General features: G+C 71.2%; 14 protein-coding genes and 4 pseudogenes. 16 read left to right on the top strand and 2 right to left on the bottom strand.

Going from position 1 to position 22,012, the window contains the following annotated elements; translation table 11 throughout:
- The first annotated feature begins 80 nt into the window (after positions 1-80).
- From OV079_RS18545 to OV079_RS18470, 15 genes and pseudogenes are all read left to right on the top strand, one after another.
- Complete coding sequence (locus OV079_RS18545; RefSeq protein WP_267770137.1) at positions 81-1,733, top strand: hypothetical protein; 1,653 nt, start codon at positions 81-83, stop codon at positions 1,731-1,733.
- Positions 1,734-1,895: 162 nt separating this feature from the next.
- Positions 1,896-2,450, top strand: a complete 555-nt coding sequence (locus tag OV079_RS18540; RefSeq protein ID WP_267770136.1) for a tellurite resistance TerB family protein — start codon at positions 1,896-1,898, stop codon at positions 2,448-2,450.
- Positions 2,414-2,974, top strand: coding sequence for a DNA-directed RNA polymerase subunit omega (gene rpoZ, locus OV079_RS54165; RefSeq protein ID WP_276602738.1), 561 nt, complete (start codon positions 2,414-2,416; stop codon positions 2,972-2,974). The genes OV079_RS18540 and rpoZ overlap by 37 nt, the downstream gene beginning before the upstream one ends.
- Positions 2,975-2,988: 14 nt before the next feature.
- Entirely contained in the window at positions 2,989-3,324 is a 336-nt protein-coding gene (locus tag OV079_RS18530) for a hypothetical protein (RefSeq protein ID WP_267770135.1), read from the top strand.
- Positions 3,325-3,369: 45 nt separating this feature from the next.
- Positions 3,370-4,881, top strand: a complete 1,512-nt coding sequence (locus tag OV079_RS18525; RefSeq protein WP_267770134.1) for an acetyl-CoA carboxylase biotin carboxylase subunit — start codon at positions 3,370-3,372, stop codon at positions 4,879-4,881.
- A 95-nt stretch (positions 4,882-4,976) separates the two neighbouring features.
- A pseudogene (locus OV079_RS18520) lies at positions 4,977-6,607 on the top strand (CTP synthase).
- A 196-nt stretch (positions 6,608-6,803) separates the two neighbouring features.
- Positions 6,804-8,267, top strand: a pseudogene (gene rpoN, locus OV079_RS18515) (RNA polymerase factor sigma-54); the annotation flags it as partial.
- A 115-nt stretch (positions 8,268-8,382) separates the two neighbouring features.
- Complete coding sequence (hpf, locus tag OV079_RS18510) at positions 8,383-9,039, top strand: ribosome hibernation-promoting factor, HPF/YfiA family (protein ID WP_338088917.1); 657 nt, start codon at positions 8,383-8,385, stop codon at positions 9,037-9,039.
- A 67-nt stretch (positions 9,040-9,106) separates the two neighbouring features.
- Positions 9,107-10,138, top strand: coding sequence for an HPr(Ser) kinase/phosphatase (hprK, locus tag OV079_RS18505; protein ID WP_267708658.1), 1,032 nt, complete (start codon positions 9,107-9,109; stop codon positions 10,136-10,138).
- Between the two features lie 2 nt (positions 10,139-10,140).
- The gene (gene rapZ / locus OV079_RS18500; protein WP_267770132.1) at positions 10,141-11,019 is read left to right on the top strand and encodes an RNase adapter RapZ; all 879 of its coding nucleotides are present in this window, start codon (positions 10,141-10,143) and stop codon (positions 11,017-11,019) included.
- Complete coding sequence (locus OV079_RS18495; protein ID WP_267770131.1) at positions 11,012-11,440, top strand: PTS sugar transporter subunit IIA; 429 nt, start codon at positions 11,012-11,014, stop codon at positions 11,438-11,440. The genes rapZ and OV079_RS18495 overlap by 8 nt, the downstream gene beginning before the upstream one ends.
- A pseudogene (locus OV079_RS18490) lies at positions 11,437-11,679 on the top strand (HPr family phosphocarrier protein); the annotation flags it as partial. The gene OV079_RS18495 and the pseudogene OV079_RS18490, both read left to right, overlap by 4 nt.
- A gap of 28 nt (positions 11,680-11,707) precedes the next feature.
- A complete protein-coding gene (gene ptsP / locus OV079_RS18485; protein WP_267770130.1) occupies positions 11,708-13,531 on the top strand; it encodes a phosphoenolpyruvate--protein phosphotransferase in 1,824 nt (607 codons plus the stop codon).
- Positions 13,528-14,382, top strand: a pseudogene (locus tag OV079_RS18480) (alpha/beta fold hydrolase); the annotation flags it as partial. The gene ptsP and the pseudogene OV079_RS18480, both read left to right, overlap by 4 nt.
- 88 nt (positions 14,383-14,470) lie before the next feature.
- The gene (locus OV079_RS18470) at positions 14,471-17,500 is read left to right on the top strand and encodes a hypothetical protein (protein WP_267770129.1); all 3,030 of its coding nucleotides are present in this window, start codon (positions 14,471-14,473) and stop codon (positions 17,498-17,500) included.
- A gap of 86 nt (positions 17,501-17,586) precedes the next feature.
- Here the strand turns inward: OV079_RS18470 and OV079_RS18465 are convergent, their stop codons facing one another.
- Positions 17,587-17,829, bottom strand: a complete 243-nt coding sequence (locus OV079_RS18465) for a hypothetical protein (RefSeq protein WP_267770128.1) — start codon at positions 17,827-17,829, stop codon at positions 17,587-17,589.
- Complete coding sequence (locus OV079_RS18460; RefSeq protein WP_267770127.1) at positions 17,781-19,319, bottom strand: hypothetical protein; 1,539 nt, start codon at positions 19,317-19,319, stop codon at positions 17,781-17,783. Before OV079_RS18460 ends, OV079_RS18465 begins: the two co-directional genes overlap by 49 nt.
- Before the next feature lie 477 nt (positions 19,320-19,796).
- On the opposite strand from OV079_RS18460, the gene OV079_RS18455 reads away from it, so the two are divergent.
- A complete protein-coding gene (locus OV079_RS18455) occupies positions 19,797-21,941 on the top strand; it encodes a bifunctional serine/threonine-protein kinase/formylglycine-generating enzyme family protein (protein ID WP_267770126.1) in 2,145 nt (714 codons plus the stop codon).
- The last annotated feature ends 71 nt before the right edge of the window (positions 21,942-22,012 follow it).

Genomic DNA, 22,012 nt, shown 5'->3' with positions numbered 1-22,012 from the left:
CATATTTCGCGCTCGTTTTTCCAGGTTCGCTGGGGTTTTGCGAGTTGAGAGGCCCATAAAAAAAACGTAAGTTCCGAAACATGCTGCGCTCCTCCATCGCTCTCGCGCCTCTCTTCTGTCTGTCGGTCGCGTCCGCGTGTTCGGACGACGTCAGTGCCTCGGGTACGGAAGGGCCCGACACGGGCGACACGAGCGCCGCCGGGTCCGACTCGGACTCGACCGGCGACACCACCGCCGAGCCGACCACGGGCGAGCCGTTCGAGCCGTTCCCGGCGCGCGGCGGCATCGTCATCGACCGCGTCGAGGCCAACTCGGGCGTGGCGGTGGCGATCGGCAGGGACGGGGGCGAGGTCGCCGGGGCCGATCGCGTGGCGTACCTGCCGGCGCGGCGCGACACGCTGGTGCGCGCCTACGTCAAGCTGCCCGAGGGCTGGGTGCCGCGCGAGCTCGAGGCGCAGCTGCACCTCACGGGCGGCGGCGTCGACAAGGTCTACAAGGCCAAGCTGCTGGTCGAGAACGACTCGCGCGACTCCGACCTCAACAGCACCTTCTCGTTCGGCGTCAAGGCGGAGCACGTCCAACCTGGCCTCAAGTACAGCATCTCGCTGTGGGAGACGGCACCTGGCCAAGAGGACAGCCCCGAGGGTGACATGCCGCCGCAGGCGCCGTACAGCGGCACCGCCTTCGTCGGCGTCGAGAACGCGGTCGCCAACATGCGCGTCGTCCTCGTCCCGGTCGACTACAACTCCGGCGCCTGCCAGGCCAAGGTCGACGGCGCCGCGATCGCGGAGGAGTTCAAGCGGGCGCTGTTCCAGCAGAACGCGCTCGAGTCGCTCGAGTTCACCGTCCACGAGCCGTACCCGGTGACCTTCGACATGACCGAGTACCAGGGGCTGTCGCGGCTCGTCAGCGAGATGAGCCAGCTGCGCACCGCCGAGGGCGCCGACCCGAACGTCTACTACTACGGCCTGTTCGACAACTGCGGCGAGTGCATCGGCGGCGGCAGCGGCATCTCGTCCGGCTGCACCGTCGGCCTCGCCGCCGACATCACCGGGCCCGACAAGTCCGACGCCTCGCGCCGGGCCGCCGCGGGTCAGCTGAACGGCGGCGCCGCGGACACCTTCGTCCACGAGATCGGCCACACCCAGGGCCGGCGCCACATCGAGTGCCCCGGCGGCAACTCGCAGGGCAACGACGGCACCTACCCGCACGCCAACGGCGTCATCGGCGTGTGGGGCTTCGGCATCCAGGACATCCGCCTGCGTCACCCGAGCACGCACTCCGACTACATGAGCTACTGCGGCTCGACGTGGGTGTCCGACTGGCAGTGGAACGCGACCTACCAGCGGATCCGCACCCTCAGCGGCTGGGACCTCGAGGGCGCGCCGGCGCCGGGCGACGATCACCGGGCCGAGGGCGGCCTCCTCCTCGGCGCCATCGACGACGGCCAGGAGATGTGGTGGACCGCGCCGGGCACGATCGCCGACGACGCGCCGCGCAGCGCCACGCACACCGTCGACTTCGAGTTCGCCGACGGCACCATTCCGGTCGCCGCCCAGGTCAGCGTCCGGCCGCACGGCACCACCCTCAACATCGTCGCGCCGCTGCCGGCCGACTTCGATCGCCGTCAGCTTCAGGGCTTCACCTTGCGCGCGCCCGAGGGCGACAGCCCCGTCGCGCCGACGGCCGTCCGCTGGCTTCACCGTCCGGACTCCTTCAAGGCTGCCGAGTGAGGGTCGGCCGCGCGGGAGATCTACTCCGCGCGCGGCTGCGGCGCGCGGTCCGCTCGCCTGTCACGGCGCCGGGACCAGTGATTTCTAGCCCGCGGACGCGCGCCCGCGCCGGCTATCCAGGACCTTGGACTTGGGTTAGCCTGAGCCCACTGGAGTAAGCGGATGCTCGACTTCCCGATCGCAGAGCTCATCACCCCCGAGGAGCAGGTGGCTGTCGCCCGCGCCGTGGCGATCATGGCATCCCGCGACAACCAGGTCTCCGACAGCGAGCGCCACTTCGTCGAGGAGCTGATGGGACAGATGATGCTCCTCCCCGAGGAGCGCGATCTGGTCCGGCGCGAGTTCTCCCACCCGTCCGACCTGTCCAACGTGGCGCGGTCGGTCCAGCACCGCGAGGCGCGGATCTTCCTGTTCTACCAGGCGGTCTGCGCCGCCCTCGCCGACAACAAGATCGTCGACGGCGAGATGGAGGCGCTGCTGTTCCTGGCCGAGGCGTTCAACTTCCGCCGCGAGCACGCCACCGCTTTCATCGCTTGGGTCCGCGACACCCTCGACCTGCGCGAGCGCGGCCAGCAGCCCTCATCGAGATGTGAGTCGCCGCCGTTTCCGGCGTGGGCGGCCGTTCTGAGCCGCCCGGCCGGGACTTGCGCCTTCGCCCTCACCCCCATACTCCGCCCCCCATGGCCCGCGTCACCGTCGAAGACTGCCTCGAGCTGATCCCCAACCGCTTCGCCCTCACGATCCTCGCCGCCCGTCGGGCTCGGGCGCTGCTGGAGGGGAAGGGCACCGCCCAGGTCGTCTGCGACAACAAGCAGGCCGTGACCGCCCTCCGCGAGATCGAGGGCGGCCAGGTCCGCTATCAGGAGCAGATCACCGGCGTCATGCTCGAGTACATCGAGGAGCAGCGCCAGAAGCTCAAGCTCACCAGCAACGACAACACCTTCCTCGAGGCCGCGGCCTTCAGCGTGATCGAGGGCGAGGAGGAGTCGGAAGAGGGTGACACCATCCCCGAGCTCACCGCGGACTTCGAGAAGGTCGGCATGGCCCCCGAGACCACCGAGGGCGACGAGAACGTCGACGTCGAGGAGACCGAGACCGAGACCGAGGCCGAGGCCGAGGAGGAAGAGGAGCTGGGGCCGGCCCCCGACCTCGACGACGCCGCCGGCCTCGAGGACCTCGACGACACGGGCCTCGACGACGAGGAGCTCTCCGGCGACGCGGCCGAAGAGGACGACGAGTAGCCGAGAAGGTGCGCGTGCGTCCGTCCGGCCCGAACTCGCGCCGCAGCCCCGCAGGGGTGCTCGCTGCGCTGTTCGGGCCGTTCGTGCTCCTTGCGCCGGCCGGCTGCGTCGACAAGACCCCGCCGCCGTTGTGGCCGACCCCGCCGCCGCCGCCGATGGCGAGCCCGATCGGCGTGACCGAGCGGCCCGTGAGCGCCGCGGGCGGGCAGGGCAGTGAGGATGAAGAAGCATCCATGAAGCCGGCCGTCGCCCCGCCGGCCGCCGACGCCGACGCGGCCCATCGGCCCCAAACGCCGCCGCAGCAGCCCGGAGCGCTCGGTCCGTGGCAGCCGGCGGGCGCGCATCGCTGAGGCCGCGCCGTCCGGCGTTTTGTGCTACCGATCCGGCGTTCTGCCATGACGCCGCCTTTTCGCAAGATCCTGGTCGCCAACCGCGGTGAGATCGCCCTGCGTGTGTTCCGGACCTGCGCCGAGCGTGGGATCGCCACCGTGGCCGTGTACAGCGACGCCGACCGAGACGCCCTGCACACCACCATGGCCGACGAGTCGGTCCACATCGGCGCGGCGCCGGCCGCCGAGAGTTACCTGCGCGTCGAACGGATCCTCGCCGCCGCCAAGGCGACCGGCGCGGAGGCCATCCACCCCGGCTACGGCTTCCTCAGCGAGCGCGCCTACTTCGTCGAGGCCTGCAAGGAAGCGGGCGTGGTGTTCATCGGCCCGAGCGCGCACGCGATGAACGTGATGGGCGACAAGGCCGGCGCGCGCAAGGCGATGCGCGAGGCCGGCGTACCGGTGGTGCCGGGCTTCGACGACATCGCCGACGCCGAGCAGGCCGAGTCCGCGGCCCGTGAGATCGGCTTCCCGGTGATGCTCAAGGCCTCGGCGGGCGGCGGCGGCAAGGGCATGCGGATCGTGCACGACGCCTCCGAGCTGCGGCGGGCCTACGAGGGCGCCGCGCGCGAGGCCAAGGCCTCGTTCGGCGACGACCGCATGTTGATGGAGCGGGCGGTGCTGAGCGCGCGCCACGTCGAGATCCAGCTGATGGCCGACCAGTTCGGCGAGACCGTCTACCTCAACGAGCGCGACTGCTCGGTCCAGCGGCGCCACCAGAAGGTGATCGAGGAGAGCCCCAGCCCGAGCCCGCAGATGACCCCCGCGGTGCGCCAGGCCATGGGCGAGGTGGCGGTGCGCGCCGCCAAGGCCGTCAACTACACCGGCGCCGGCACCGTCGAGTTCCTGTTCGAAGAGACAGCCAAGGGCCCGCGCTTCTACTTCCTCGAGATGAACACGCGGCTGCAGGTCGAGCACCCCGTGACCGAGGCGACCTGCGGGCGCGACCTCGTGTGGGACCAGATCCGCGTCGCCGCCGGCCAGCCGCTCGGCTACACCCAGGCCGACGTCGAGCTGCGCGGCCACGCCGTCGAGTGCCGCGTCTACGCCGAGGACCCGCGCAAGTTCCTGCCCTCGCCGGGCCTCGTGCGCCTCGTCCGCTGGCCGGTCGGCGCCAACATCCGCATCGACACCGCCGTCGCCTCGGGCAGCGTCGTCTCGCGCTTCTACGACCCGATGATCGCCAAGATCACCACCTGGGGCCCCGACCGCGCCGCCGCCCTGGCCCGCATGCGCGAGGCGCTGCGCGAGACGGTGCTCCTCGGCATCGAGACCAACCTCGCGTTCCACCTGCGCTGCCTCGACGAGCCCGACTTCCTCGCCGGCGACTTCTCGACCCGCTACATCGACAAGCACCCCGACCTCGTCGCCGAGCACGTCCCGAGCGAGGCCGACGCGCGGGCGATCGCTGCGGCCGCCGCGGTGCGGGCCGCCGAGTCGCTGTCGCGTGGTGCGTCGACTCAAGGCGGCGAGGCCGACGTCTCGGCCTGGCGCCGCTCGGCCCGCTGGCGCGGCTGAAGTCTTGCGAGCCCGATATTTCTGCGTCGTCGCGTGAGCTAGGCACGCGGCGACGGCGATGGATCCGGCCGCGCTTTTTGCCATACCACTCGCCCGTGGCATCAAGTCGCGGGAAGCACACCAAGTTCATCTTCGTCACGGGCGGCGTCGTTTCCTCGCTGGGCAAGGGTCTGTGCGCAGCTTCGATGGGCGCGCTGCTCGAGGCGCGCGGGCTCAACATCGGCCTGCAGAAGCTCGATCCGTACCTCAACGTCGATCCGGGCACGATGAACCCGACCCAGCACGGCGAGGTGTTCGTCACCGACGACGGCGCCGAGACCGACCTCGATCTGGGTCACTACGAGCGCTTCGTCTCGCACCGGATGTCGCGCCACAGCAATTATACTTCGGGACAGATCTACGAGGCGGTGATCCGCAAGGAGCGGCGCGGCGAGTACCTCGGCCAGACGGTCCAGGTCATCCCGCACGTGACCAACGAGATCCGCAGCTGCATCCTCGCCGCGGCCGAGGGGCTCGACCTCCTGATCGTCGAGATCGGCGGGACCGTCGGCGACATCGAGAGCCTCCCGTTCCTCGAGGCGATCCGTCAGCTGCGCCTGACGCTCGACCCGCGCGACACCGTGTTCGTGCACCTCACGCTGCTGCCGTTCATCCGCACCGCCGGCGAGCTGAAGACCAAGCCGACCCAGCACTCGGTGATGAAGATGCGGGAGATCGGCATCCAGCCCGACCTGCTGGTGTGTCGCTCCGAGCAGCCGATCAGCAAGGGCACGCGCGACAAGCTGGCGCTGTTCACCAACGTGCGCGCCGACAGCGTCATCTCGCTGCCCGACCAGGACATCATCTACAAGGTCCCGATGGTTTTGCGGGCCGAGGGCCTCGACGACAAGATCTGCGAGATGCTCAACATCTGGAGCCGCGAGCCGCCGCTCGAGGAGTGGCGGCGGATCGTCGACACCCTCGAGCACCCGCAGCACCGCGTCTCGATCGGCATCGTCGGCAAGTACGTCGACCTCGCCGAGAGCTACAAGAGCCTGCACGAGGCGCTGGTCCACGGCGGCCTCGCCTGCAACGCCGCGGTCGACATCGTCTACGTCGACGCCGAGCAGATCCAGGCGCAGGGCGCCGAGGCGCTGCTCGGCGGGCTCGGGGGCGTGCTGGTCCCGGGCGGCTTCGGCTCGCGCGGCAGCGAGGGCAAGATCGCCGCGATCCGCTACGCCCGCGAGCGCAAGATCCGTACCTCGGCATCTGCCTCGGCATGCAGATGGCCGTCTGCGAGTTCGCGCGCCACGTCGGCGGTATTGCCCGGGCTCACAGCACCGAGTTCGACCCCTCGCTCGACGGGGCCGTGATCGCGCTGATGGCCGAGCAGGAGGAGGTGGCCGACAAGGGCGGGACCATGCGGCTCGGCGCCTACGACTGCGACCTCCTCCCGGACAGCCTGGCGGCGCGGATCTACGGCTGCGGCAGGATCTCCGAGCGCCACCGTCACCGCTACGAGGTCAACAACCGCTACCGCGAGAAGCTCGAGGCCAGCGGCCTCGTGCTGTCCGGTCGGTCGCCGGACGGCACCCTCGTCGAGATGATCGAGCTGCCGCAGGACCGGCACCCGTTCTTCGTGGGCTGTCAATTTCACCCCGAGTTCAAGAGCCGGCCGACCGCGCCGCACCCGTTGTTTACGGCGTACATCGCCGCGTCTTTGCAGTACCAGCGCGAGCGCGCCTGAGGACCTCGCGGGGCCGGTTTGGGGCGCGCGGCCCCGGAAGATCCGGCCGGGGATTGCGCTGCAATCCGCGGCCCCGCGACAAATCAACGGCGCGTCACCGCGTGCGAGCGGCAAGGTGGGTGCGGGGGCACCCGCCCGGTCGCCGTTGGTTCCAGGTGTACGCTCTGCCAATACCGGTTTAGCGAGGCGAGGGACCATGGCACTTCAGATGCGCCAAGACCTGCGGATGAGCACGCAGCTCGTGATGACGCCGCAGCTCCAGCAGGCGATCAAGCTGCTGCAGTTGTCCCGGCCCGAGCTCGTGGACCTGGTCCGCAGCGAGCTGATGGAGAACCCGCTGCTCGAGGAGGCGCACGAGATCGGGACCAGCGCCGAGGAGCCGGTGAGCTCGGTGGAGATGCAGGACGCGGTCGACGCGCCGCAGCAGGAGCAGCCGGCGGCGGAGCCGGAGCGCAGCGCCCCCGAGGTCAAGGTCGACGAGGTCCCGAAGGAGGGCGCCGACTGGGAGGCCTACGCCGACTCGATGGAGTACTTGCCGTCCTCGGGGGCGAGCACGACCCGCACGAGCAACGACGACGAAGAGGGCCCCTCGCTCGAGGCGACCCTGACCCGCGCCGAGACGCTGGCCGAGCACTTGATGTGGCAGGTCCGCCTGTCGAACTTCGACGAGACCGGCGAGGAGGTCGCCGAGTACATCGTGCGCTGCCTGTCGCCCGCGGGTTACCTGCAAGAGAGCGCCCCGCAGATCGCGCGCAAGCTCGGCGTGTCGACGCTGAAGGTCGAGACGCTGGTGCGGAAGATCCAGCAGCTCGACCCGGTGGCGATCGGCTCGCGCAACCTCGCCGAGTGCCTGTGGGTGCAGGCCAACCACCCCGAGCACCCGGTCGAGGATCCGCTGGTGCGGGCGATCATCGCCAAGCACCTGCACAACCTCGAGATCCGCAACTATCAAGCCGTCGCGCGGGACACCGGCGAGGCGCTCGAGGAGGTCTACGAGGCCACCAAGGTCATCATGGGCATGGACCCGCGGCCGGCCCGGGCCTACGGCGTCGAGACGCCGCAGTACATCACGCCCGACGTCTACATCATCAAGGTGGGCGACGAGTTCGTGGTCACGCTGAACGACGACGGCCTGCCGCGGCTGCGGATCAGCGGCCTCTACAAGGAGGCCGTGGGGGAGCACCCCAAGGCGAAGGAGTACATCCACGAGCGCATGCGCTCGGCGCAGTGGCTCATCCGCTCGATCCAGCAGCGCCAGCGCACCATCGTCAAGGTCACGAAGAGCATCCTCAAGTTCCAGCGCGACTTCTTCGAGCGCGGCCCCCAGCACCTGCGGCCGCTGATCCTCAAGGATGTCGCCGAGGACATCGAGATGCACGAGTCGACGGTCTCGCGGGTCACGACCAACAAATACGTCCACACCCCGCAGGGAATCTTCGAGCTCAAGTATTTCTTCAACGCCGGCATCAGCCGTACTACCGGCGACGACCTCGCCAGCGAGGCCGTCAAGGAGCGCATCAAGAAGCTCATCGACCTCGAGGACGAGGCTCATCCGTACAGTGATCAGCGGCTCGTCGAGCTCTTGCAGGAGGAAGGCATCGACATCGCCCGCAGGACGGTCGCCAAGTACCGCGAGCAACTCGGCGTGCTCTCCAGCGCGAAACGCCGTAAGCTCTTTAAGCCCGATTTGCCTGGCCTTTCCTGGCCTTGCGGTCAGACAATCAGAAGAAGCCGGCCACGGCCGGAGCCAAACCCACCAAGAAGGTGCCCGATCGATGCAGACTCACTTCGTTTTCCGCCAGATGGAGTCTTCAACCGCCCTGCGCGGCTACGCCGAGGAGCGCCTCGAGAAGATCAAGCGCTACTTCGCCGAGCCGTTGCGGGTGAGCTGCACGTTCACCGTCGACAAGGTGATGCACATCGCCGCTTTCGACGTCACCCTGCGCAACGGCCTGCAGCTGCACGCGCAGGAGTCGACCGAGAACATGTACTCCTCGGTCGACATGGCGCTGGCCAAGATGGAGCGGCAGGTCCGGCGCTACAAGGCGCGGATCAAGCACCACAAGGGCAGTGAGGGCCGCTCGGCCAAGGTCCGCCTGGGGGTCATCGCCGCCGAGAGCATGGTCGACCAGATCGTCGAGGAGGAGGACGCCGCCGCCGAGGCCGCCGCGACCGTCGCCGCCCTCGCCACCAACGGCAACGGCCACGCCAAGTCCGAGTCGCGCCCCGTGATCATCCGCCAGACCGAGGTCACGACCGAGCGCATGACCGTCGACGGCGCCATCATGCAGATGAACCTGCTGCACAAGCAGTTCTACGTGTTCACCAACGCCGGGTCCGGCGAGATCAACGTCGTCTACGTGCGCGAAGACGGCAACTACGGCCTCATCGAGCCCAACGGGTCCGAGGCCGAGGCCGCCGCCGCCACGTGACCGGCCGCGCGGCGCGCCCCGGCGGGCTCTCGCGCCCGCCGGGCGGCCCTGCTAGACTGCGCCCATCATGCGCAGAGACGCCTCGATCGAGGTCGGCAAGTTCCTCGACGCCGCCGCCGAACCGCTCCAGCTGACCTTGCTGTCCGACTGGGGCGAGCTCGACCGCAAGATCACGAGCATGCGGATCCAGAAGCCCGGGCTCGCGCTGTCGGGCTTCGTCAAGCACGTCTTCCCCGACCGGATCCAGGTGCTCGGCCTCACCGAGATCGACTACCTGCTCAGCTGCTCGCCGGAGCAGGCGAGGGCGGGCCTCGAGGCGTTCTGCAGCAAGCCGCTGTGCTGCCTGGCGATCTCCCGCGGCCTCGACCCGCCGGACTTCCTGATGGACGTCGCGCGCCGCCACGGCGTGCCGGTGCTGCGCAGCCCGCTCATGAGCTCGGTCTTCATCTCGCGCCTGACGCGGAAGCTCGAGGACCTGCTGTCGCCGCGCGCCACCATCCACGGCGTGCTGATCGACGTGCTCGGCGTCGGCCTGCTGCTGATCGGCCGCAGCGGCGTCGGCAAGAGCGAGGCGGCGCTCGACCTGATCCTCAAGGGCCACCGCCTGGTCGCCGACGACATCGTCGAGGTCTCGGTGCGCCCGCCCGACACGGTGTGGGGCGCGGCCCTCGAGATGCACCAGCACCACATGGAGATCCGCGGCCTCGGGATCCTCAACATCACGCACCTGTTCGGCGTCGCCGCGGTGCGCGACAACAAGAAGATCGAGGTCGTCGTCGAGCTCAGCGAGGCGCAGGAGGAGGACTACGACCGCCTCGGCACCGAGCCGCAGGTGTGGCCGATCCTCGGCGTGGATGTCCCGTTGGCCAGGATCCCGCTCAGGCCCGGGCGCAACATCGCCTCGCTGATCGAGGTCGTCGCCCGCAACCAGGTGCTGAAGTTCCGCGGCCACGACTCGGCGCGCGAGTTCCAGGAGAAGATCAACGCCCGGATCGCCGCCAGCGCTCGCGGGGCCAACATCCGCTCGCCCGGCCCCGACGTCCCGGTGCCGACCCCGCGCGCCAGCTCGGGCGCCGTGCCTTCCCCCGAGGTCGAGTAGTCGTGGAGCTGCTCGTCGTCACGGGGATGAGCGGGGCGGGCAAGTCGACCGCCCTCGCGGCGCTGGCCGACATCGGCTTCTACTGCGTCGACAACATCCCCGTGCTGCTCTTGCCGCAGCTCGTCGACGTCCTGGCGGCCGAGGAGGCCCCGCGGCGGATCGCCGTCGGCATCGACGCGCGCGAGGTCGGCCACCTCGGCGCCTTCGCCAGCGTCCACCTGCAGCTCGTGCAGGCCGGCCACCGCGTCGAGATCTTGTTCCTCGACGCCCCCGACGACGTGCTCGTGCGTCGCTTCGCCGAGACCCGCCGGCGCCACCCGCTCGGCGAGCTGCCCGACGCGATCACCGACGAGCGCGCGGGCCTGCGCTCGCTGCGGACGCGCACCACCGCCACCATCGACACCGGCGGCCTGCGGGCGCGCGAGCTCCGGCAGATGATCCGCGACCGCTACAGCGCGGCCTCGGTGCTCCACCTCGTGCTCACCTCGTTCGGCTTCAAGACCGGCCTGCCGAGCTTCGCCGACCTCGTGTTCGACGTCCGCTTCCTCGCCAACCCGTACGACGTGGCCGAGCTGCGCCCGCGCACCGGACTCGACGCCGAGGTCGCCGCCTTCGTGCTCGGCCAGACCGACGCCGCGGTGCTGCTCGACCACCTCGAGGGCCTGCTCCGCTTCGTCGTCCCGCGCAGCGTGCGCGAAGGGCGCTCGTACCTCACCGTTGCGCTCGGCTGTACGGGCGGGCAGCATCGTTCCGTGGCCTTGACGGAAGCCCTCGCGCAACGGCTGTCCGCAGGCGAACCGCTGTCGCGGCCGCCGCCGCAGCTCATCATCCGCCACCGCGACCTCCCGGAAGCGGCGGCCAAGGAGACGGCTCATGCCTGAGCAGGTGGGAATCGTCCTCGTGGGACATGGTCGCAGCGCCAGCGCCCTGCTGGAGGCCGCGCGCGGGGTGTGCGGCGAGACGGGTCTGACCGACGTGGTCGCCGTCGACGCCGGACGCGGCGAGACCGACGACCTCAAGACGCGCCTCAAGGCCGCGCTCAAGGCCGCCGACCGCGGCCGTGGCGTCCTGATGATCGCCGACGCCTACGGCGCCAGCCCGTGCTCGTGCGGGATCCGCGAGGCATCCGCGCCGCCGGTGGTGCTCAGCGGGCTCAGCTTCAACGTCCTGCTCAAGCTCGCCAGCCTCGATCGCGCCACCCTGTCCCCCGAGGAGCTCGCGCGCACCTGCGCCGACTCCGCCAGGCGGGCCCTGGCCGTCCACGTCCCGTCGCCCGCGCCCGCCAAGGAGAGCACCGCATGAGCAAGCAGATGCAGGGTGAGTTCGAGATCGTCAACAAGCTCGGGCTCCACGCCAGGGCCGCGAGCAAGCTGGTGAACCTCGCCAACAAGTTCAAGTCCGACGTCTGGATCGCGCGCGAGGGCACCGAGGTCAACGCCAAGAGCATCCTCGGCGTGCTCATGCTGGCCTGCGGTCAGGGCAGCCGTGTCATGCTTCGCGTCGAGGGTGCCGACGCCACGCCGGCCTTCGACGCGCTGAGCAAGCTGATCAAGAGCGGATTCGAGAGCTGTGAACGACGGAGCGGAGAGCGCCGCCTTCTCGGGCCTGTTTCGCCAGACCGACCTCGGCCTGCGCCGCGAGATGGACGGCGCTGCCGCCAGCCCCGGGGTCGGCATCGGCCCGGCGTACGTCGTCGACCGCCGCCGCGTCCACGTCCTCCACACCCACATCGAACGCGAGCGGGTCGAGCCCGAGATCGAGCGCCTGCACGAGGCCCTGCGCGCGTGTCGGCAGCAGATCGAGGTCGTCAAGAGCAAGCTGCCGCACGGCGAGCACCGCCAGATCTTGAAGGCGCAGCAGATGATCCTGCGCGACCCGGATCTGATCCAGCGCACCGAAACGCTGATCCGCGAGGAGCTCGCCAACGCCGAGTGGGCGCTCACCACCGTCACCGACCAGATCCTCGAGGTCCTCGGCCACGCCGACGACAACTACATCCGCGAGCGCGGCAGCGACCTCACCTACCTGATCGAGAACGTGCTGCAGGCGCTGCTCGGCGAGCACGGCGACGAGATCGATCCGCCGGCCGGGTCGGTGGTGGTGGCTCAGGACCTCAGCCCCGCCGACACTGCGCGGATGCACCGCTGCCAGGTCGCGGGGCTCGTGACTGGCGTCGGCGGCAAGACCTCCCACAGTGCCATCATGGCGAGGTCGCTGCAGATCCCCGCGGTCGTCGGCGTCGACGACGTGCTGGCGGCGGTCGACGCCGGCGACCTCATCGTCGTCGACGCGGTGCGCGGGCGCATCATCGTCCGGCCGACGCCGGAGGAGGTCGCCCACTTCCACGCCGAGCGCGAGCGCCACCTCGCCTTCGAGCAGAAGATCCGCAAGGAGCACGCCTTCCCGGCGGTCTCGCTCGACGGCCTGCACGTGCGCGTGCGCGCCAACATCGCCATCTCGGAGGAGCTCGACCTCGCCTTGCGCCACGGCGCCGAGGGCGTCGGCCTCTACCGCAGCGAGTACATGTTCATGAACCGCGACACCCTCCCGAGCGAGGAGGAGCACTACCGCATGGCGAAGCACGTCCTGCGGCGCTGCGCCCCGTACACGGTGGTGTTCCGCACCTTCGACCTCGGCGCCGACAAGCCGACCAAGCTGCTCGAGCTGGAGGACGAGCGCAACCCGGCGATGGGCATGCGATCGCTGCGGCTCGCCTTGCGCGAGCGCGACATGTTCCTCGCCCAGCTGCGCGGCTTCCTGCGCGCCGGCGTGCACGGCCCGCTGGCGATCATGCTGCCGCTGGTCGGCGGCGTCGACGAGCTCGGCGCCGGCCTCGACGCGATCGAAGAGGCGCGCGATCAGCTGGCCACCGCCGGGGTCGCGCACGCCGACGACATCGACATCGGCGTCATGATCGAGACGCCGGCCGCGGCCCTCACCGCCGAGCACTTCGCGCGGCGCGTCGACTTCCTCAGCATCGGCACCAACGACCTCATTCAGTACACCCTGGCGATCGACCGCGAGAACGAGGCCGTCTCGTACCTCTACCAGCCGATGCACCCCGCGATCCTCCGCCTCATCAAGGAGGTCGCCGAGGCCGGCGCGCGCAACCACGTGCCGGTCAGCCTGTGCGGCGAGATGGCCGCCGACCCGCGCTACACCTGGGTCTTGCTCGGCCTCGGCGTCGCCGAGCTGTCGATGCACCCGAGCGCGATCCCCGTCATCAAGCACATCATCCGCTCGTCGAAGACCGACGACATGAAGGAGCTGGCCGAGCGCGTGCTCAAGGTCGACTCCGCCAGCGAGGCCGACGAGCTGGTGCTGGCGACCATGCGCGCGCGCTTCCCCGAGCACCTCCGCCACGGCTGCAGCGAAGGGGAGGGCGGGCCGTGAAGGCCCCGGGCTATCGGCCCGTCGTGCCCGATCGCTCGCGGCTGGTGTCGCTCGACTTCGGCCGCCTCTACCTCCGCGACCTCGGCCCCGCCGCTGCGGACGGCGAGCCGCCGCTGCTGCTGATCCACGGCCTCATGGTCTACGGCTACGCCTTCCGGGCGCTGGTCCCCGAGCTCGCGCCGACGCGTCGCCTGCTGATCCCCGACCTCCCCGGCGCCGGCGACAGCGATCGCCCGCCGCCGGTGCATTGCGCCGGCTACAGCCCGAGCTGGCTCGCGCGCGTGTTGCTGGCGCTGCTCGACGACCTCGGCCTGCAGCAGGTCGACGTGCTCGGCCACAGCTGGGGCGGCGCGATCGCCGTCTGTCTCGCCGACGCCGCCCCCGAGCGGGTGCGCCGCCTGATCCTCGTCGACGCCACCTGCTTCGCCATGCCGCTGCCGCTCGAGGGCAAGCTCGCCCTGGTCCCCGGCCTCGGCCCGTATGTCTTCAAGAACCTGTACCGAAGGCCAGCTCTGGCCCACTACCTCGCGCGCGCTGGCCGACCCGACCCGCCTCGGCGAGGACGACCTCGACCTCTACTGGGACCGCCTCGCGCGCACCGGCGGGCGCGAGGCGGCCTACGCGATGTTGACCCAGCTCGCCAACGACGAGCGCATGGCCGGCATGTTGCCGCGGCTCAAGGCCCTGACGTGTGACACGCTCGTCATCTGGGGCGAGCGCGACGCCATCGTCCCGCGCGAGCACGCCGAGCGCCTGCGCGAGGCCATCCGCGGCGCCGACCTGCAGTGGGTCGACGGCTGCGGCCACGCCGTCGCCGAGGAGCGACCGGCGGCGCTGACGACGCTGGTCCGTGAGCACCTCGGCGCGACGGCCTGATACCATTCGAGGGTGTCTGCGTCACGCCCCGGCCGCGCGCGGTGGTTCGCGTTGGGGTGCCTGTTGCTGCTCTCGCTCGTCGCGTCGGTCGCGGAGGCGGGCACCCGCGATCAACGGTGGCGCACCCTGCAGACCGAGCACTTCGTCATTCACTACTACCAGGGCAACGAGGTCGCCGCGGAGCGGGCCGCGGCGACGATGGAGCGGGCCCACTCGCGCCTCGCCCCCGACCTCGGCCACAGCCCGTACCTGCGCACGCAGGTGATCCTCACCGACGACACCGACTCTGCCAACGGCAGCGCCTCGGTCGTCCCGTACGCGCACATCAACGGCAACGTCACCGCGCCCGAGTCGATGTCGGTGCTCGAGAGCTACGACGACTGGCTCGACGTCCTGCTCACCCACGAATACACGCACATCGTCCACATCGACACCATCCACGGCGTCCCGCGCCTCGTCAACGCGCTGCTCGGCTTCGGCGTGCTCGGCAAGGTGTGGCCGCCCAACGGCGCCCAGCCGCGGTGGTTCATCGAGGGCCTGGCGACCTACGAGGAGTCGCGCCTGTCGTCGCAGGGCCGCCACCGCTCGGCCCAGTTCGACACCATGATGCGCATGCACGTGCTCGAGCACGGCTTCCAGCCGATCGACCGCGTGTCCTCGCCCGGCACCATCTTCCCCAACGTCACCACCGTCTATCTCTACGGCCTCCACCTCGTCGACTACATCGGCACGCACTACGGCCACGACAAGCTGCGCGAGCTCAGCCACACCTACGGCGGCCAGGCCGTGCCGTACGGGATCCACCGCGCCGTCTCGCGGGTCCTCGGCGTCAGCTTCGAGCAGCTGTGGAAGGAGTTCGAGCTCGACATCACCCGCCGCTTCGAGGCCCAGGCGCGGGCGATCCGCGGCCGGGGCGTCCGCGAGGGCCGGCGCCTCACCTTCACCGTCGCCTCCGAGGCCAGCAACGCGTTCTCGCGCCGGCCCTTCTGGTCGGCCGACGACCGCATGATCTACTTCTACGACGACGACGGCCACTCGAACCCGGGCATCCGCCGGATCTCGAGCCGCGGCGGACCGATCCGCGAGGGCGTCGGCGTCGGTCGCCAGGGCCAGAGCACCGCCATCGAGCGCGTCGTCGAGGTCCAGGGCGCGACCACCGGCTCGTTCCTACCTGGCGGAAAGGACATGGTCTTCGAGCAATGGTCGCTCCACGACCTGCGCTACGCCTGGAACGACCTCTACCTGTGGCACGGCGAGCACGGGGCGCCGAACGCCCGCCAGGGCCCGGCGGACACCGAGCAGCTGACCTTCGGCCTGCGCGCCCGCGACGCCCAGGTCGCGCCCGACGGCCGCACCGTCGTGTTCGTGCGCAACGACGCCGCCCAGTCGCGCCTGGCCTTCCTCGACCTGCACACCCGCGAGGTCACCGAGGTCGCGCCGATCGAGCGCATGCAGCAGGTCTACACCCCGCGCTGGTCGCCCGACGGGCGCAAGGTCGCCTACTCGATGCACCGCGCCGGCGGCTACCGCGACCTCTACGTCTACGACCGCGAGGCCGGCACGCACACACGGCTCACCGCCGACCGCTGGCTCGACATCACCCCCGCGTACTCGCCCGACGGCCGGTGGTTGCTGTTCTCGTCCGACCGCGACCACGTGATCAACGTCTACGCGATCGACCTCGCCACCGGTCGCACGCACCAGGTCACCAACGTCCTCGGCGCCGCCTTCGACGCCGTCGTCAGCCACGACGGCACGCGGATCGCATACATCGGCGCCAGCTCGACCGGATATGACCTTTGGGTCATGAAGTTCGACCCGAGCTCGTTCCTCGAGCCGCTGCCCGTGGTCGACGACCTGCCGGCGGCCGACGAGCCGAACCCGCCGCTGCCCGAGGATCGCGGGCGGCCGGCCAGCGCCCGCAGCACCCGCTACAAGCCGATCCGCACCATGTACCCGCGGGCCATCGCCCCGGCCTCGCTCGACTTCGGCGGCGCGGGTCAGGGCCTCGAGCTCGGGGCCAAGCTCGAGATCGCCGACGTGGTCGGCTACCACCGCCTCACCGGCGTGTTCCGCCAGTTCGTCGATCAACGGCAGCCGACCGGCTCGGTCGAGTACACCTTCGCCCGCCTGGTGCCGACCTTCCGCCTGGCCTTCCGCCGCGACTTCCGGATCCACGACAGCAGCCAGCGCTACAGCTACGACAACATCTCGGCCGACGGCAGCTTCCAGCCGTACGCGCAGAAGGGCTACCGCGAGCGCCAGACGTCGGTGCGCGCCGGCATCGACGTGCCGATCGTGCGCCACGCGATCCACAACGCCAGCGCCAGCCTCGACTACGTGTTCACCCGCTTCCGCGACCTCGACCGCGACCGCGAGCGGCTCGACCCCAACGCCCCCGCGAGCACGCCGCCGGCCGCCGGCGACCTCGGCCGCGTCGACCTCGAGCTGCGCTACAGCAACCTCCGCAGCGTCCGCTACGGCTACGCCGACGAGACCGGGCGGGCCGCGAGCGTGCGCCTGTCAGTGGTCGACCCGCACCTCGGCGGGCAGTACGGCGACATCCAGGTCGGCGCCGCCTACACCGAGCGGATCCGCATGCCCTGGCGCGGCCATCAGGTGCTGGCGCTGCGGATCGGCGGCGGCGCCTCGGCGGGCGGCCTCGGCCGGCTCGGCGGCTTCCGCCTCGGCGGCCTGCGCGACCAGCCCGACGTCATCCAGTCGTTCCTCCGCCGCGAGGCCTTCGGCGAGGCCGGCTACCTGCGCGGCTTCGCCTGGCGCTCGCTGCCCGGCGACTACTACGCGGTGCTCAACAGCGAGTACCGGATCCCGCTCGTCGACATCGAGCGCGGCATGAGCTCGCTGCCGCTGTACCTGCGCCGCCTGACGACGATCCCGTTCGCCGACGTCGGCGCGGCCTGGACCGAGCGCCTGACCCGCGAGGCGCTGCGCTGGAGCCTCGGCATGTCGCTCGTGTTCAGCTTCCGCATCGGCTACCGCGACACCATCGACCTGTTCTTCACCTACGCCCACGGCTTCGCCGAGCGCGGCGACGTCAACTACTTCCGGGCGCTGATCGCCCGCAGCTTCTGAGCGAGAGTCCTGGAGGACATGTCGCCGAGAGCATGCGCGAAAGGCCATGCTCCGAAGAGCATGGCCTCGAGAGCATGTCCGAAAGCTCAGGGCCGGAGCGAGGTCCCGGTCGGGTCGTCGAGCACGCTCGGCAGCTGCGGCCCGCTCGCGGCCTCGGGCTCGCGGCGGGCCGGCGTGTGCGCCAGCGGGCGCGGCGCCTCGATCGGCTCCTCGACGGTCTTGACCGGCGCGGGCGCGGGCGTCTCGACCGGCGTCGCGGGCTCGACCGGCGTCGCCGCGATCATCGGCGCGGGCGCGGGCGCGGGCGCGGCCTCCATCTTCTTCTGCACGGGGAAGCGCAGCGGCTGGCTGGGGACGGGCAGGGGGCCATCGGATCGCCGCGGCCCTTCCAGCGGGCCAGCGCCGCCATCACCCGCTCGTCGCGGCGCTGCGCCAGCTCGCCCTGCGGCGTCCCATCGGGTCCGCCGAGCAGCTCGCCGACGATCAGCTCCGTCACCAGATCGGCCGGGTCGTCGGCCGCGTGGTCGAGCACGCGGCCCTCGTAGCGCGGGCGGTCGCGGTCGATCGCCGCGGCAGCAGTGGCTCCGCGGATGGCGGCCACCGGGTCGCGCAGTCCGGCCTCGATCGAGTCGGCGTGGCCTCGGCGCACGCGCAGGCCGGCGATCACCGCCCGCACCCGCGGGTCGAGACCCGTGTCCGCCGCCAGCGAGCGCAGCAGGTTGTCGTAGGCCTGCGGATCGGCGGCCGCCAGGCGCGAGCGAGCCTGCAGCGCGTAGTCGCCGAGCGGGCGGAACACCAGGTCTTCGCCGTGCTCGACCGCCACGCTGCGGTCGCGGATCGCCGCCTCGACCTCGCGGCCGTCGAGCTTGACCAGAGTGCAGGCGCCCGCGGGCGTGGTCGCCAACCAGGTCCACACGTGCGCTCGCAGGGTCGGCGAGTCGGCCCGCAGCAGGGTGGCGATCGCGGCCGGGCTGGCGCCCGCGAGCGCCTTGTCGATGCGCACCAGCTCGCGCTCGGTCAGCAGATCGACCGCCTGGGCCTGGGCCGCCGCCGCGAGCGGTCGCCGCGGCAGCCCGGCCAGGCGGATCGCCTCGTCGGCCGGCAGCACGCCCTCGCGGCCCACCTGCCGCGGCTCGGGCTCGGCCTCGTCGGCGGCGGTCTCGAAGAAGTAGGCCATGTCGGCCCACGAGAACTCGCGCAGGCTCGCGCGCGTGCGGTCGAACTGCAGCGCCGGCGCGGCGCCCAGGCCCGCCGCGCAGCTGCTGGCCGCCGTCGGCCGCGGACCGGTCGCCGCGGCCACCACCTCGTCGTCGTCCTGGCTGGCCTTTCGGCGCTGTTTCTTCGGACCGGTCTTTTTCACCATGTCGGAAGAGTCAGCTACCTGCGCCGCCGCCGGGGTCTCTTCGACCTCCGGCTTGCGCCTCGTGGGCGCGGGGATCGGCTCGCGTGTGACCACGGCCGGGGTCTGGCGACCGGACTGCGCCGCGTCGATCTTCTTGCTGCCGCGGTCCGCCTCGCTCGGCGTGCCGCGGGCCTCCGCCCGGGACTCCGGCCGGCTCATCCCGCGGGCCGTGGTCGTCTCGGGGGGGTTCGTCGCGGCGGCGCGGGTCGCCCCGCGAGTCGCGGTCGCGGCGGGCCGGCTCGGCTCCACGGCGGTCGGGCGGGCGGTGTTCGTCGCTGTCCGGTCGGCCCCGCGGGCTGGCTTGCGCCGGTAAAGCTCGCGGACCGCCGCCGCGTCGCGGCCGTCGATCACGTCGGCGCGCTTGCTCGCCGGTCCGCCTCCGTCGACCGCGTCGGGCCGGCGTGACTGCGGCGTCACATTCGGCCTAGCCGGGGTCGTCGTGCCCGATCGCACATGCGTCGCGGCCGGCGAGTTACCTGGCTTTTTCGCCATGTCCTGACGGCCAGCTACGGCCGGGGCGGTCGGCTTCGCCGCCGTCGCGCTCGGCCGGCCCGGCCCCGGGCTCGTCGCCGCCGACCGGGCCGGGTTCGCCTGCTGGCGCCCGGCGGCGGCCGTCGCCGGCCTCTGTGTGGATCCGCGCGTCGCCGTCGTGGCAGCGCTGGCGGAGGCCGGTGGCGCGATCAGGGCCGCGAGCAGGGCGGCGCAGACGAACAGCGACGGACGGGCGGACATTGGCGGACCCTACGAGTCCGGGCGGCGGAGGGCAAAAAGGGCTGGCTGCCGCGACAACCGTCGCGGTGCGCGCCGCGCGACGCTGGCGTACAATCGCGCCGCTGATCATGCCCATGCCTGCGCTCGATCCAGACCGCACCCGTGTCCGTAAGGAGAGCCGCCATGGCTGAGGCGGTCGACCGATTCGGGCTCGTCGGCACCCTCGTCGCCGACAAGTACTTCATCGAGCGCGTGGTCGGGGAGGGCGGCTTCGGCATCGTCTACCGGGCCAACCACCGGATCTGGGACGAGCCGGTGGCGGTCAAGTGCTTCACGGCGCTGTCGAACGCCCCGGTCGAGATGCGCGAGGAGCTGCTCGAGGCGTTCGTCCGCGAGGGCAAGCTGCTGACCGCGCTGTCGAGCCGGACCACCGGCATCGTCCAGGCGCGGGACATCGGCACGCTCACCACCCCCGGCGGCGTGTGGCTGCCGTACATGGTGCTCGAGTGGCTCGACGGCCGTCCGCTCGAGTCGTGGATCGGCCACGACGACGGCAAGCCGCGCTCGCAGGAGCGCAGCGCCCTCGAGACCTTCAACCTCATGGACGGCTGCGCCCGCGCCCTCGCGCTGGCCCACGGCCGCGGCGTCGCCCACCGCGACATCAAGCCGGCCAACTTCTTCGTCCTCGGCGACACGCTCGCGCCCGGCGTCGTCATCAAGGTCCTCGACTTCGGCATCGCCAAGGTCATGCAGAGCCAGGCCCGCACGGCGATGCAGGCCACCGGCACGCAGATCTCGAGCTTCACCCCGACCTACGGCGCGCCCGAGCAGTTCGACCGCAGCTACGGCGCCACCGGGCCGTGGACCGACGTCCATCAGATGGCGCTCGTGCTGGTCGAGATCATGCGCGGCGGCCTGCCGGCCCTCGAGGGCGAGCAGTTCATCCAGTTCGCGTTCGCGACCCAGAACACCCAGCGGCGCCCGACCCCGCGGACCTTCGGCATCACCATCAGCGACGCCGTCGAGGCCGTGTTCCAGAAGGCGCTGGCGGTCAAGGTCGTCGACCGCTACGCCAACATGGGCGAGTTCTGGACCGGCCTCGCCGCCGCGCTCGAGCTCAAGGAGTACCCGGCGATCCAGGCCGGCGAGACCGCCCTCGGTCAGACCGTCGTGCCCGACGGCCAGGGCGGCGGGCTCAAGACGCGCCGCTCCGGCGAGCTGCTGGCGCAGCAGCCGGTCCAGACGATGTCGGCGCCGCCGACCCCGGCCTCGCCGCCGGTCCCGGCCACCGTCGTCACCCCGCCCGCGCCCACGGTCAAGCCGATGGCCGCCGGCGCGATCGCGGCGATCGTCGGCGCCCTCGTGGCCGTCGGCGCCGGCGTGTTCGTGGCCACCCGCGGCGGCGGCGAGGCCGAGAAGCCGCCCGAGCAGCCGCCGGTCGAGGCCAAGAAGGTCGTCGAGGAGCCCAAGCCCGAGGCGAAGGTCGAGCCGCCCAAGCCGCCGACCTCGTGCCCCGACGGCATGGCCTTCGTCACCGGCAAGAACTTCTTCATGGGCACCGAGTCGGAGAAGCCGGTGCTGGCGCTGGCGCGGCCGCTGCACAAGGTCGAGATCCGGCCGTTCTGCATCGACATCTACGAGGTCACGACCGAGAAGTACGAGGCCTGCTCGGACAAGGGCGAGTGCAAGCGGGCCTACCGCGACGCCTTCTGGCCGCAGGGCGCGAGCAAGCGGGCCGACTGGGACAAGGCCAAGGCCGCCTACTCGACCCTTTGCAACGCCGGCAACGAGGAGCGCAAGCAGCACCCGATCAACTGCGTCACCTGGGCCCAGGCCGACGAGTACTGCCGCGTCCACGGCGGGCGCCTGCCGAGCGAGGCCGAGTTCGAGTTCGCCGCTCGCGGCTCCGACGGCCGCGTGTTCCCGTGGGGCGACGGCGCCCCGAGCCCCGAGCACCTCAACGCCTGCGGCACCGAGTGCGTGGCGTGGCGCAAGCAGAAGGGCCTGCCGCCGGTCGAGCCGATGTACCCCGCCGACGACAAGTTCGTCGGCACCGCCCCGGTCGGCAGCTTCCCCGGCGGCAAGACCGAGAACGGCCTGTTCGATCTCGTCGGCAACGTGTTCGAGTGGACGGCGGACCGCTTCGAGCGCTACCCGACCGCCGAGGGCGAGCCGGCCCCGCCGATGCCCGGCAACAACCGGGTGATCCGCGGCGGCGCCTTCAACAGCTCCGAGCCCGAGCACACCGACCCGGCGCTGCGCTTCCCCAACGACGCCGACGCGCACACCCACGGCATCGGCTTCCGCTGCGCCGCCGACCCGCGCTGACGGCCGTCATCACATGTCCCGCGGGACAGGTCATGTCAACCTGTCCTTCGGGCCATGTCGTACGCCCGATT

The organism is Nannocystis pusilla, from assembly GCF_026626665.1.
GTDB classification, from domain to species: Bacteria; Myxococcota_A; Polyangia; order Nannocystales; family Nannocystaceae; genus Nannocystis; species Nannocystis pusilla.
This window is presented reverse-complemented; position numbering and strand designations above follow the sequence as displayed.

Excerpts from the sequence above, each read along its gene's own strand:
- OV079_RS18545 (WP_267770137.1), top strand. The coding sequence starts at position 81 with ATGCTGCGCTCCTCCATCGCTCTCGCGCCTCTCTTCTGTCTGTCGGTC.
- OV079_RS18540 (WP_267770136.1), top strand. The coding sequence starts at position 1,896 with ATGCTCGACTTCCCGATCGCAGAGCTCATCACCCCCGAGGAGCAGGTG.
- rpoZ (WP_276602738.1), top strand. The coding sequence starts at position 2,414 with ATGGCCCGCGTCACCGTCGAAGACTGCCTCGAGCTGATCCCCAACCGC.
- OV079_RS18525 (WP_267770134.1), top strand. The coding sequence starts at position 3,370 with ATGACGCCGCCTTTTCGCAAGATCCTGGTCGCCAACCGCGGTGAGATC.
- hpf (WP_338088917.1), top strand. The coding sequence starts at position 8,383 with ATGCAGACTCACTTCGTTTTCCGCCAGATGGAGTCTTCAACCGCCCTG.
- hprK (WP_267708658.1), top strand. The coding sequence starts at position 9,107 with ATGCGCAGAGACGCCTCGATCGAGGTCGGCAAGTTCCTCGACGCCGCC.
- OV079_RS18495 (WP_267770131.1), top strand. The coding sequence starts at position 11,012 with ATGCCTGAGCAGGTGGGAATCGTCCTCGTGGGACATGGTCGCAGCGCC.
- OV079_RS18455 (WP_267770126.1), top strand. The coding sequence starts at position 19,797 with ATGGCTGAGGCGGTCGACCGATTCGGGCTCGTCGGCACCCTCGTCGCC.